Origin of the sequence: Neptuniibacter marinus, assembly GCF_001597725.1 — a bacterium.
GTDB lineage: Bacteria > Pseudomonadota > Gammaproteobacteria > Pseudomonadales > Balneatricaceae > Neptuniibacter > Neptuniibacter marinus.
In genome coordinates this window covers 401,470-414,555 of record NZ_LUTR01000001.1, presented here as the reverse complement: position 1 = coordinate 414,555, position 13,086 = coordinate 401,470, and the positions used below count along the sequence as shown (strand labels likewise).

The 13,086-nt window shown below is 44.2% G+C and carries 11 protein-coding genes; all 11 read left to right on the top strand.

Translation table 11 applies throughout. The features are described 5' to 3' along the window. Positions 1-495: 495 nt before the first annotated feature. Genes mraZ through murC form a run of 11 tightly spaced genes read left to right on the top strand, consistent with a single transcriptional unit; the run spans position 496 to position 13,081 of the window. Positions 496-951, top strand: coding sequence for a division/cell wall cluster transcriptional repressor MraZ (gene mraZ / locus A3774_RS01845; RefSeq protein WP_067862419.1), 456 nt, complete (start codon positions 496-498; stop codon positions 949-951). 25 nt (positions 952-976) lie between these two features. Further along, complete coding sequence (rsmH, locus tag A3774_RS01840) at positions 977-1,915, top strand: 16S rRNA (cytosine(1402)-N(4))-methyltransferase RsmH (RefSeq protein ID WP_067862417.1); 939 nt, start codon at positions 977-979, stop codon at positions 1,913-1,915. Continuing rightward, on the top strand, positions 1,916-2,284 hold the full coding sequence (gene ftsL / locus A3774_RS01835) for a cell division protein FtsL (RefSeq protein ID WP_231867911.1): 369 nt from the start codon (positions 1,916-1,918) through the stop codon (positions 2,282-2,284). It abuts the gene before it with no gap. Further along, positions 2,274-3,998 carry a peptidoglycan D,D-transpeptidase FtsI family protein gene (locus A3774_RS01830; RefSeq protein WP_067862415.1) on the top strand — a complete coding sequence of 575 codons (1,725 nt, stop codon included), beginning with the start codon at positions 2,274-2,276 and terminating at the stop codon, positions 3,996-3,998. The genes ftsL and A3774_RS01830 overlap by 11 nt, the downstream gene beginning before the upstream one ends. 12 nt (positions 3,999-4,010) lie before the next feature. Further along, complete coding sequence (locus A3774_RS01825; protein WP_067862413.1) at positions 4,011-5,477, top strand: UDP-N-acetylmuramoyl-L-alanyl-D-glutamate--2,6-diaminopimelate ligase; 1,467 nt, start codon at positions 4,011-4,013, stop codon at positions 5,475-5,477. Continuing rightward, on the top strand, positions 5,474-6,841 hold the full coding sequence (locus A3774_RS01820) for a UDP-N-acetylmuramoyl-tripeptide--D-alanyl-D-alanine ligase (protein WP_067862411.1): 1,368 nt from the start codon (positions 5,474-5,476) through the stop codon (positions 6,839-6,841). Before A3774_RS01825 ends, A3774_RS01820 begins: the two co-directional genes overlap by 4 nt. A gap of 6 nt (positions 6,842-6,847) precedes the next feature. Then, positions 6,848-7,930 (top strand): phospho-N-acetylmuramoyl-pentapeptide-transferase, encoded by a 1,083-nt coding sequence (gene mraY, locus A3774_RS01815; RefSeq protein WP_067862409.1) that lies wholly within the window; start codon positions 6,848-6,850, stop codon positions 7,928-7,930. Between the two features lie 15 nt (positions 7,931-7,945). Next, positions 7,946-9,298 (top strand): UDP-N-acetylmuramoyl-L-alanine--D-glutamate ligase, encoded by a 1,353-nt coding sequence (murD, locus tag A3774_RS01810; protein ID WP_067862407.1) that lies wholly within the window; start codon positions 7,946-7,948, stop codon positions 9,296-9,298. Continuing rightward, positions 9,298-10,554 (top strand): putative lipid II flippase FtsW, encoded by a 1,257-nt coding sequence (gene ftsW, locus A3774_RS01805; protein ID WP_082792320.1) that lies wholly within the window; start codon positions 9,298-9,300, stop codon positions 10,552-10,554. The genes murD and ftsW overlap by 1 nt, the downstream gene beginning before the upstream one ends. Continuing rightward, positions 10,551-11,645 (top strand): undecaprenyldiphospho-muramoylpentapeptide beta-N-acetylglucosaminyltransferase, encoded by a 1,095-nt coding sequence (murG, locus tag A3774_RS01800; RefSeq protein WP_067862405.1) that lies wholly within the window; start codon positions 10,551-10,553, stop codon positions 11,643-11,645. Before ftsW ends, murG begins: the two co-directional genes overlap by 4 nt. Next, positions 11,642-13,081 (top strand): UDP-N-acetylmuramate--L-alanine ligase, encoded by a 1,440-nt coding sequence (murC, locus tag A3774_RS01795; RefSeq protein ID WP_067862403.1) that lies wholly within the window; start codon positions 11,642-11,644, stop codon positions 13,079-13,081. Before murG ends, murC begins: the two co-directional genes overlap by 4 nt. The last annotated feature ends 5 nt before the right edge of the window (positions 13,082-13,086 follow it).

Below are 13,086 nucleotides of genomic sequence, written 5' to 3'. Positions count from 1 at the left end.
CAGCATAGTTGTAGGATACGTATCCCAGATAAATGACTGTCCACGACGACTCTTCAGAACAGCTCAGGGCTTACCGGCAAACTCCTCAATTTTTTTTGTAAATGGTTATATTGTTTGTTTGGAGCCTGCGGCATAGCAGTTGGATGCGCATCCCGATAAATGACTGTCCACGACGACTCTTCAGAACAGCTCGGGGCTTACCGGCAAGCTCCTCAATTTTTATTTTTTCATCTTAGAAATCCTTTTCTTTTAGCTTTTCTTATTGTTTTTCTCGTTAAATTTTCTAATTCCTTGTTTTTTAAGTGTCTTTCTTAGTGCTTTTTCTGATGCTTGTTTCTCATTATTAAATTATCTAATAAACCATGTGATTAAACCCTTCTTGGAAGCTTATTCTGCCTTGCTTTAATTGGGGTTCCTTTCTATAGTGTGCTTTAGTGGGATAAAGTGGGTAAAAGTGGGTAATTCTGTAAATTAAGTGGGTTTAGAGAGCGAGAAATGTTTAGAGGCGTAAATCAAATCAATCTAGATGCTAAGGGGCGCATGGCGATCCCAGCACGGTATCGTGAGAAAATCACGACCTGCTGTGATGGGCAGCTCGTGGCAACGATTGATACTGAAGAACGCTGTTTATTGCTTTATCCGCTACATGAATGGGAAGAAATTCAAGAGAAAATCGAGGCCCTGCCTAGCTTTAACCCCGCGGCAAGACGTATTCAACGGCTTCTGATCGGTCATGCTACTGATTTGGATATGGATGGCAATGGCCGTTTGTTGCTGCCAGCGCCGCTACGTGAATACGCAGAATTAGATAAAAAAATTGTACTGCTTGGTCAAGGTCAGAAGTTTGAAATCTGGAATGAATCAAGATGGTTAGCCACCCGTGAAGAGTATCTTCAGGATGTGGATGGGGGCATGGCAATGCCCGAAGAGTTACAAAACCTTTCATTATAAAAATGAACGCTAATGAGATTTATCGATGAGCCAGGAATTTAAACATATTACCGTTCTGCTACAAGAAGCTGTTGATGCTTTAGTGCAGGATTCCTCTGGTTTCTATATCGATGGAACTTTTGGTCGTGGTGGCCACTCGGCTTTAGTGCTGGAACAGTTGGCCGAGGATGGTCGGCTTTTAGGTATAGATAAAGATCCGCAAGCGATTGCTCATGCGAAAGAACGCTTTACAGATGAGCCTCGCTTTTCGATTGCTCATGGTAGTTTTGCGCAATTAGAGCAGTTTGTTACTGAGCATGGTATGGCAGGTGAAGTTGATGGTGTGCTGCTTGATTTAGGTGTTTCATCCCCTCAGCTGGATGATGCATCAAGAGGTTTTAGTTTTATGAATGATGGTCCGCTTGATATGCGGATGGATACATCGTCAGGCGAAAGTGCGGCTGAGTGGATTGCGCGAGCAGATGAAACCGAGATTGCGGATGTTATTTATACCTATGGTGAGGAGAAGTTCTCCCGTCGGATGGCTAAAGCGATTGTTGCTAAGCGTCAAGAAGAAGCCATTACCACAACGGCTCAACTGTCGAAAATTATTGCTGAAGCGAATCCTGCGTGGGAAAAAGGTAAAAACCCCGCTACCCGCGCCTTCCAAGGGATTCGTATTCATATAAACAAGGAGTTGGAGGACCTGGAAAGCTGTCTAGATCAGGCTTTAGATATGCTGAAGATAGGTGGGCGTTTGGTTGTTATTAGTTTTCACTCGCTTGAAGATCGCATTGTTAAACGTTTTATTCGCAAGCATGTAAAAGGGGATGAACATTTACCAAGAGGGATTCCCTTTACTAATGACATGCTAGAGATTCGTTTAAAAGGCGTAGGTAAAGCCGTGAAGGCTAGTGATAGTGAGACACAAGACAATGTTCGTGCGCGCAGTGCTGTTATGCGTATAGCAGAGAAGGTGGCTTAAGTGCGTGTTGATTTTTTTCAGCGGTTGTTGAAAAAAAAGCTAGCGCCTGAGGCTGATGTAGTTGAAGCCAGTGAGTTTTGTAACTTAGAAGCCTTGCTGAGGCCTTTTTTAACTGTTTTTGTTTTGGTTGTTTTGCTAGTGGCTACATGTCTTGTTGTAGTGCTGAGTGCGTTTGAGTATAGAACGCTTTTTAATTACCACCAAGAGTTGGTACAGCAGAGAGATGAGTTGCAGGTTGAGTGGGGCCAGCTTTTGTTAGAACAAAGTGCTTGGGCGGCAAATAACCGTGTTGAGCAGCAAGCCGCAAGTAAATTAGGCATGAAGGTGCCTGAAGTGAATCAAATAGAGATTATTCGCAATGAGCGATAACAACGAAGTCAGTGATAGTGCTGAGGCTACAGTAGGACGAGGATGGCGCCTGTGGTTGGTGCTGATTCTTTTGCTGCTTGTTGCGGTCGGTATTACTGCGCGTATGTTGTCGCTCTATGTTGAAGATCAAGCTTTTTTACAAACGCAGGGTGATGAGCGTACTTTACGAACGGTTCAAGTACCTGCGCATCGAGGGATTATAACGGATCGCAATGGCGAACCTTTGGCTGTCAGCGCACCTGTCGCGACGATCTGGGCTGATCCTAAGATGATGGATTTACAGCATGCAGGTATAGCTAAATTAGCGGCTTTACTTAAGAGTAATAAGAAAAAACTGATTGCTAAGTTATCTACCTATCGCACTAAGCGTTTTCTTTATTTACAGAGACAAGGGACTCCTGAACTAGCTGAGAAAGTAAGAGCGTTGCGGATTCCTGGTGTACATGTGGATAGAGAATATAAGCGTTACTATCCCGCGGCAGAAGTGACTACTCACTTAGTGGGCTTTACTAATTTAGATGGTAAAGGTCAGGAAGGGTTGGAGTTGGCCTATGAAGATTGGTTGAAAGCAGAATCAGGTAAACAACTGGTGATGAAAGATCGACTGGGTCGAACAATTAAACATGTTCGAGAAGTGAAGTCGGCCCAACATGGAAACAATATAGAGTTAAGTATTGATCTGCGCTTGCAGTACCTAGCATATCGAGAATTAAAGACAGCCGTAAAAGCGCATAACGCAGATGGCGGTTCATTGGTGATGTTGGATGTTAAGACGGGCGAGGTATTGGCTATGGTTAATCAGCCATCTTACAACCCTAATGATCCGCGCCAGCGAGTCTCAACGGCTTTGCGTAATAGGTCTTTAACCGATACGTTTGAACCGGGATCAACGGTTAAGCCTATGACGGTTGCTGCCGCGTTGATGAGTGGGCAGTACACACCGGATACTTTGGTTGATACATCACCAGGGTATTTTCGAGTTAAGCGCAAAACCATACGCGATCACCGTAATTATGGTGAGATCGATGTATCAACAATTATTACAAAGTCGAGCAATGTGGGCGTGACTAAGTTGACGCTCAGTTTGCCAGAAGGCTCCGTGCGAAACCTATTTCATAATGTAGGATTAGGTCAGGCAACAGGAATAGGCTTTCCCGGTGAAAGTTCAGGTTATTTGCCATATCTGAATCAGCGGCAAGTCGTTGAGCGAGCAACATTATCATATGGCTATGGCCTTTCTGTGACGCCTTTGCAGTTAGCGCAATCATATTTGGCTTTGGCGAATGATGGTGTGATGAGTCCGGTTAATCTTATTCGTCAGAAAGAAGCGGGTAAGCCTGTGCGCGTTATGCCGGCTAGTGTGGCGAAAGATGTACGCGTCATGATGGAAACAGTTATTAGTAATAAAGGTACAGGGCGTAGAGCTGCAGTACCTGGTTATAGGGTCGCTGGGAAAACAGGCACAGTGCATAAAGTCGGGCCCGGCGGTTACATTGATGACCAATATATGTCTACGTTTGCAGGTATTGCACCTGTTAGTAATCCGCGTTTAGTTACCGTCGTCATGATTGATAACCCAAAAGGGCAAGAGTATTACGGTGGTGAAGTTGCAGCGCCTGTTTTTTCAAGGGCCGTTGGGGGCGCGTTAAGGCTGTTGAATGTTCCGCCTGATAATTGGCCCGAAGTAAATAAGCAAATTGCGAATAGGCATTAATAAGAGACGAATATGCTGAAAATAGAGAAGGCGCTAGCTGAGATAATACCGGAGTGGGTTGATGAAACCTGCGCCGATCTCGTTGTGTCTACTCTATCTCAGGATAGTCGTACAGTTAATCCGGGAACGTTGTTTCTGGCGCGCTCAGGTTTACAGCATCGTGGTGTGGATTTTGTTATAGGTGCTGTGGCCGCTGGCGCTGTTGCGGTATTGCTTGATGAAAGTGAAAAAGATGATTGCCCATGTGTGAATGTGCCTATTATCTGCATCCCTAATTTAGTGGCTCAACTAGGCGCTATAGCTGCTCGTTTTTATGATGAGCCTAGCAAAAAAATGACAGTCATTGGCATTACTGGGACGAACGGTAAAACCTCTTGTGCACATTTTTTAGCTCAAGCGATGAATGTCTTGAAGGTTAAAACTGCGATCGTTGGCACGGTTGGGAATGGCTTTCCTAAGGATCTAAATAAAGCAACGCATACCACACCGGATGCTATAGGTTTGCAGAAGCTATTGGCTGAATTAAATGCATCAGGCGCTGAAGCGGTTGTAATGGAAGTCTCAAGCCATGCTTTAGAGCAGAGACGAGTCGATGCTGTTGAATTTGATTATGCAGTCTTTACTAATTTGACTCGTGATCATTTGGATTATCACGGTTCTATGGAATCTTATGGCATGGCCAAAGCTAAGTTGTTTAGCAAAGATTCTCTGAAAAAAGCGATCTTAAATATTGATGATGTGTTTGGGCGTCAATTAATGTTGGATCAGAGAATCAACTGCCAGAAAGTCTCTGTTGGTAGAGTTCACGGAGATTATCGTTTGGCAGCCTATCGGCTTGCTCTGCATGGTATTGAAGCAGAAATAAAAACAGTTAAAGGTGGTTTCGCTTTTTGTAGCAAAGTTATCGGTGATTTTAATTTAGACAACTTATTGCTTGTGGCTGCGGTATTGGTTGAGCAGGGATTTAGCTATGGGCAACTAGTCGATGCACTGTCAAAACTGGAATCTGTGCCAGGCCGAATGCAAGCGGTTGTTGCTGCTAATAAGCCGCTGGTTATTATTGATTATGCTCATACACCGGATGCTTTAGAAAAAGCTTTGCAAGCGGTTCGAGCGCATACCAATGGGACTTTATGGTGTGTCTTTGGTTGTGGTGGCGATCGAGATATTGGTAAACGCGAGTTAATGGGCAAAATTGCGGACCGTTTTGCTGATCATTTGGTAGTGACAAGTGATAACCCACGTAATGAGCAGCCTCGGAAAATTATAGAAATGATTGAAAGCGGTATTAGTCAGCATATACCAAATATTAAAGTGGATAGAGCTGAAGCTATCCAATTAGCCATTATGCAAGCGTCCCCAGAAGATGTTGTTTTAATCGCTGGCAAAGGCCATGAAGACTACCAAGAGGTTGCCGGTAAACGTCATCCGTTCAGTGATTTAGTCATGACGCGGAAGATTTTAGGGGTGGCTGCATGATTGGTGAGTGGAATTTAGGCCAGTTACAACAGCAATTTGGCGGTGACATTACTAAAGATGTCTCGTTTCAGGGAGTTAGTACAGATACACGTACTATCAAACAAGGTGATCTTTTTGTTGCATTGGAGGGCCCTAATTTTGATGGACATGAGTTTGTGGAGCAGGCTTTCGCTAAAGGTGCAGTAGCTGCTGTTGTTTCTCGATCACTTGAGCAACCTATTGCCCAATGGCTGGTTACAGATACACATAAAGCGCTAGGGCAGATAGCGCTGGCTAATCGACAGCGCTTTAATGGTCGCGTTTATGCTGTAACGGGTAGTAGCGGTAAAACTACGGTGAAAGAGATGTTACGTAGTATTTTGTCCCAAAACGCATCGGTGCTTGTGACGCAGGGTAACCTTAATAATGATATAGGGGTGCCATTAACATTATTTCGTTTAAATGATGAGCATCAAGTAGCTGTGGTTGAGCAGGGCGCAAGTGCGGGCGGTGAGATAGCTTATACAACGGCTCTATCTCTACCTGATGTGGCCATTTTAAATAATGCTATGGGCGCACATTTAGAAGGGTTTGGTTCTTTGTTAGGCGTGGTTGAGGCAAAAGCAGAGATCTTCTCGCAGCTTAATAAAACTCATGGTTACGCCATTATCAATGCCGACGATAAATATGCTCAGTTTTGGCTCGGTGGTGCTGAAGGACAGAAGAAGAAAACATTCTCCTGTGAATTTGATTCCGCTGATATTTATGCATCGGATGTGAAAGCGTCTGATACCGGCTGCTTCTCATTTGTGTTGCATCGTGGTGAACAAACCGTACCGGTCCAGTTAGGTGTTATGGGACAACATAATATAGCGAATGCGCTGGCGGCGGCCGCAGCGGTAAGTACGCAAGATATACCTTTGCAGCAGATCGCGGATGGTTTGCATAGTTTTAAAGCGGTTAAAGGGCGTATGTGCCCGATGGAAGGGCGGCAAGGAGCACTCATTATTGATGATACTTATAACGCTAATCCAGGATCAGTGAATGCGGCCGTCGACTTATTGGTCAGCTTGCAGGGTGAATCTATCTTGGTTTTAGGGGATATGGCTGAGTTGGGGGCTGACGCCGTCAAACAGCATGAAAGAGTAGGCTGCCGAGCAGCGCAGAAGGGGGTTGGAAGCCTTTGGGCGACTGGCGCGCTGTCTCGGCACTCTGTTTTGGCATTTGATGCCGAATCAAAAGATTGTGGTCAGTATTTTAAAACACAACAAGAACTAATCGCTGCGCTGTCGGGCGTAGCACGTCAGGGTATTAATATCCTGATTAAGGGCTCACGTAGCGCAGCAATGGAACGGGTTGTTAACAGCCTGTCTAAAGAGGAATAAGAAGAAATGCTACCACTAATAGCAGAATATTTATCAGAGTATTACAGCGGCTTCGCTGTATTTCAGTATCTGACGTTAAGAGGGATTTTGGGAGTGTTGACCGCTCTGCTGATATCTCTTTTGGTGGGGCCTTTTGTTATTAATAAATTACGCAACAATCAGATTGGGCAGGCAATTCGTGATGATGGTCCGCAAAGCCATTTGAGTAAGGCAGGGACCCCAACCATGGGCGGTGCACTGATTCTAGTTGCTATTGCTATTAGTACGTTACTTTGGAGTGATCTTAGTAATATTTATGTATGGATTACACTAATTGTTACATTGATTTTTGGTGCTGTAGGTTGGGTGGATGATTACCGAAAAGTAGTAGAGAAAAACCCTCGTGGTTTACCTGCAAAATGGAAGTATCTCTGGCAGTCTGTAGGTGGTATAGGTGCAGCCGTGGTTTTATATTCAGTTGCGTCTATGCCGGTAGAAACTTCACTACTTATACCTTTCTTAAAAGATGTTTCGATTGAGTTAGGTATTTTCTTTATTGTATTTACCTATTTTGTCATTGTCGGTAGCTCCAATGCGGTCAATTTAACGGATGGTTTAGATGGTCTTGCAATTCTTCCTACCGTTCTAGTTGCTGGCGCATTGGGCGTTTTTGCCTACCTATCCGGTAATATTAAATTTGCTGATTACTTGCTTATTCCATATATCGAAGGTTCGGGTGAACTGATTATTTTTTGCGGCGCAATTGTTGGTGCTGGATTAGGTTTCTTATGGTTTAACACTTATCCAGCCCAAGTATTTATGGGGGATGTGGGAGCATTGTCTTTAGGTGCAGCTTTGGGTGTGATTGCTGTGATTGTTAGACAAGAGTTTATTCTCTTTATTATGGGTGGGGTCTTTGTCGCTGAAACTGTATCGGTCATTTTACAGGTGGCTTCATTTAAGTTAACAGGACGTCGTATCTTTAGGATGGCTCCTTTGCATCACCATTTTGAATTAAAAGGTTGGCCTGAGCCGCGCGTGATTGTGCGTTTTTGGATTATTACAGTTGTATTGGTGTTAATCGGTTTAGCATCGCTGAAAATTCGTTAAGAGTAAGGTTGAGTCATGGGATTAATCGCCAGTGATAATTTTAAAATTGTGATCGGTCTAGGACAGACTGGGCTGGCGTGTGCACGGTTTTTGGCGACTAAAGGGACCTCTTTTTCTGTTGTAGATAGCCGAGAGAATCCACCAGGTGCTGATGAGCTTAAGCACGAATTTCCTGATGTAGATCTTCGTTGCGGGCCTTTTGATAGTGAGTACTTAAAACGAGCGACTGAACTTATATTAAGCCCTGGCGTGACTCAGAAAGAGCCAGCAATTCAAGCTGCGGTATCGCAAGGCGTGCAGCTCAGTGGCGATATCGATCTTTTTTGTCGAGAAGTGAAAGCGCCGATTATCGCTATTACAGGCTCGAATGCGAAAAGCACAGTAACTACCTTGGTTGGTGAAATGGCTAAAGCCGCCGGTCTGGATGTAGGTGTGTGTGGCAATATTGGCACCCCTGTGTTGGAGATGTTAGGCCAGCCGGAAAAAGGCTTGTATGTACTGGAACTTTCGAGTTTTCAGTTAGAAACAACCCATGAATTACGCGCCGAGGTTGCGACAGTTCTTAATGTTACGCCAGATCATTTAGATCGCTATGACAACCAGATACAGGGCTATTATCAAGCCAAGCATCGAATATTTCGCGGTGCTAAACATGTTGTTATCAATAGGGATGATGCGTTAACAGCACCCCTCTTATCTAAAAATGTAGTCACACACTCTTATGGCTTAGATAAACCAGATATTAAAGCGTTTGGTTTACTTGAAGAGCAGGGTGAGCATTGGTTGAGCCTAGGGTTTGAAAAACTATTACCCGTTTCTGAATTGAAAATACGTGGTAGCCATAATATTGCGAATGCATTGGCTTCTATGGCAATAGGTCACGCTGCAGGGCTACCTATGGAAGCGATGGTTAAGGCATTGAAAGCATTTTCAGGTTTGAAGCATCGTTGCCAATGGGTGTCTGATAAAAACGGCATTAGTTATTTTAATGATTCTAAAGGTACGAATGTCGGTGCAACAGTCGCAGCATTGGTAGGTTTAGGTGAAACATTGTCAGGAAGTCAAAAGTTAGTCCTGATTGCTGGTGGCGTAGGTAAAGGTGCTGACTTTTCTGATTTAGCGTCACCCTTGCAACGTTTTGGGCGAGGTTTGGTGTACTTGGGTGAAGATGGCGAGCGTTTGGCTGCAGCCTGTGGAAACCTTGAAAAAGTAGCGGCAATAAGCATGACTGATGCGGTTGAAAAAGCGGCTGACCTAGCTGAATTAGGGGATATAGTGTTGCTCTCCCCAGCGTGTGCGAGCTTTGACATGTTTAGTGGCTTCCCTGCGCGTGGTGATGCATTTGTTGATGCGGTAGCGGTACTCTGATGTTTAGTGCTTTTTGGCCATCATCAAGTCTGCCACCGCAAACGAAATTGGGGGTATTACCCTTTGATCCATGGGTGTTGGGTTGCGCTATTGCATTAGTGTTGACTGGATTTGTGATGATCAGTTCTGCCTCCTTAGATGTTGCAATGGAGAATAATGGAACGCCTTATTACTACGTTATTCGTCAGGCTTCCTTTATGTTGATCGCTTTGATTGGTGCTATAGCCGTGTGGAACTTCCCTATTAGTTTTTGGGAACGTAGTGGACACTGGTGGATGCTGGCGGCCGGTTTTTTACTTATTCTGGTGTTGATCCCAGGGATAGGTAAAGGGGTTAATGGTAGTCATCGTTGGCTGCCCTTAGGACCATTAAACTTGCAGGCTTCTGAGGTCGCGAAGTTTTGTATGGTTTTATATATGGGAGGGTATTTAGTTCGCCGTCTCCATGAAGTTAGAAGCAGTTGGAAAGGTATTGCTAAACCCACGTTACCTTTAGGTATTTTTTGTGTGCTGCTCTACTTTGAACCGGATTTTGGTGCATTGGTTGTGTTAATGGGTACGGTTATGGGCATGATCTTTTTAGGAGGGATGCGCTTTTCTCAGTTTCTAGTGGTTATTGTTAGTGTGGGGGGATTGTTAGGTGCAGTCGTTGGTTTGCAGCCCTATCGTGTCGCACGTTTACAGAGCTTTCTTGATCCGTGGCAGGATCCTTTTGGTACAGGCTACCAACTGTCTCAGGCTCAAATAGCTTTTGGTCGTGGCGAGTGGTTTGGAACAGGTTTAGGTAACAGCGTCCAGAAGTTATTTTATCTGCCTGAAGCTCATACGGACTTTGTTTTTTCTGTATTAGCTGAAGAGCTTGGTTTTGTCGGTGCAGCTGCGTTGATTGTGCTATATGCGGTATTAGTTGTGAATATTTTCCGTATCGGACGACGGGCAGAAAAAATGAAGGCTTTCTTCAAAGCATATGTTTGTTATGGATTTGGAATTATTTTTGCTGGGCAGGCATTAATTAATATCGGTGTAAATGTTGGTGCCCTACCAACTAAAGGGCTAACACTGCCTTTAGTTAGTTACGGAGGCAGTAGTTTGTTGGTGAGCTGTGCGATGTTGGCTGTGATATTAAGAGTCGATTATGAATTGAAAAAAAGCCAATTTTCTTCATCTACAACAGATGGAGATAACAAATTGAACAAAACAGGAAAAAGTTCAGGGAAGAAAACTCAGTCTAGATTTAAACCGGAGGCGCAAGTATGAAGCATAGTAAAGCGCCTGTTGCGCTAGTTATGGCAGGTGGTACGGGTGGTCATGTTTTTCCTGCGCTATCAACAACTGAAAAAATGCAGGCTCAGGGCGTTCATGTGGAGTGGTTAGGTTCTCGCCATGGTATAGAAGCTGATTTAGTCCCTGCGGCAGGCTTAAAACTGCACTCCATTGAAGTAAGAGGGTTGCGCGGTAAAGGTAAGTTAAGTCTTCTGTTAGCGCCATTTAAATTGCTTGTTGCTTTTTGGCAGGCCCTAAAAGTTGTGCGAAAAGTAAAGCCCGATGTTGTGCTTGGTATGGGCGGTTTTGCATCAGGTCCGGGGGGCGCTGCTGCATGGTTGTTAGGTATCCCTCTTATTATTCATGAGCAGAATGCTGTCGCGGGGATGACAAATAAGGCTTTATCTCGATTTTCTAAACAGGTTCTGGAGGCATTTAAAGGTGCTTTTGGTCCATCTTTGAAAACAGAGTCGGTTGGTAATCCTGTAAGGGGCGCCATACTCGACATGTTGCCTCCTTCTGAGCGAATGGATAATCGTTGTGGGAAGATCAGATTACTGGTTGTTGGTGGTAGCTTAGGTGCAAAAGCGATCAATGATCTTTTACCCGAAGTGCTATCTGAGATTCCAGAGGAACAGCGACCTGATGTTTGGCATCAGACGGGTAAACGTAATATTGAAGAGACGTTGGAGCAATACAAAAAATTCAATATCTCTGGTTGTAAAGTCGAGCCGTTTATTGATGCAATGGATGAAGCTTATGCATGGGCTGATGTGGTGTTATGCCGAGCGGGTGCTTTGACTATAAGCGAACTCAGTATTGCGGGTGTTGCATCAATTCTGGTGCCTTTCCCTCATGCTGTGGATGATCATCAGACCAAAAATGCAGCCTTTTTAGCAGATAATGATGCGGCAATTTTGATACAGCAAAGTGATTTGAGTCGAGATGTTTTGAAACGTTTACTTACAGAGCAGCTAAATCAGCGTACTAGATTGATTGAAATGGCGAATAAAGCGCGCGCTCTTGGTAAACCAGAGGCGAGTGAGCAAGTGGCAATGGTTTGTCTTGAGGCGATAAAAAAATGAAAGAGCAAAATGCTTTTACACGATTTGAAATACCTGAAATGCGTCGAATTAGCCGTATACACTTTATCGGCATTGGCGGTGTGGGTATGTGTGGCATTGCAGAGGTGTTACTTAACCAAGGCTATCAAATTTCTGGTTCGGATTTGAAAATATCTGCTACGACGAACCGTCTTAAAAAATTAGGAATGTCTATTTTTATTGGTCACGGTGCAGAGAATGTGGCTGATGTTGATGTGGTTGTTGTATCGACTGCGGTTAATGAGGAAAACCCAGAAGTTAAAGAGGCCCGAGCGCAACGTATACCCATTGTTCGCCGTGCTGAAATGCTAGCTGAGTTGATGCGTTATCGCCATGGTATTGCTGTTGCTGGCACGCATGGTAAAACGACTACAACAAGCTTACTAGCTTCTGTTTTTGCTGAAGGGAAGTTGGATCCCACATTTGTCATTGGTGGGCGTTTAAATAGCGCTGGTACCAACGCAAAAATGGGCACAAGTCGTTATCTTGTAGCAGAAGCTGATGAAAGTGATGCATCCTTTTTACATCTACAGCCGATGGTTTCTATCGTTACTAATATAGATGCAGACCATATGGAAACTTATGGTAATGATTTCTCTATATTGAAGAAGACCTTCATTGAGTTTCTACATAATTTACCTTTTTATGGTTTGGCTGTTATGTGTGTGGATGATCCTGTTGTGCGTGAGATTTTGCCGGAGATTAGTCGTCCGATAATCACTTATGGCGTGTCAGACGATGCGGACTATCGTGCAGAAAATATTTGTCAAAAGGGCATGTATACCCGATTTACGGTAAAGCGCCCAGAAGGCTTTGCTGATCTGGATGTGTCGTTAAATATGCCGGGCCATCACAATATGTTAAACGCACTGGCCACTATAGCGGTTGCTACAGACGAAGGTATTTCTGATGAAGCCATTTGTAGTGCTTTAGCTAAATTTGAAGGTGTAGGTCGTCGATTCCAAATATTGGGTGATGTTGCAGTTAAGGGCGGAAATGCGATGTTGGTGGATGATTATGGGCATCATCCGCGTGAGGTCAGTGCAGTTATAAAAGCGATTCGTGAAGGATGGCCAGACAAACGATTGGTAATGATTAATCAGCCACATCGCTATAGCCGCACACGTGACCTTTATGAAGACTTTGTTGAAGTGTTATCTGAAGTTGATGTGTTGTTATTGCTGGAAGTTTATGCCGCAGGGGAAGCGCCCGTTGCTGGCGCCGACAGTAGAAGTCTATGCCGTAGTATTCGTCAACGTGGACGTATAGATCCCGTTTTTATTAGTGATAAAGATTTAGTGGCTGATGTTTTAAAGGGTATTTTGCAGCCAGGTGATCTGCTGCTAACACAAGGGGCTGGCGATATCACGGCGTTAGCACATCAATTAAATCAGTTGTCTTTAGTTGCTGAGGATTGATATAG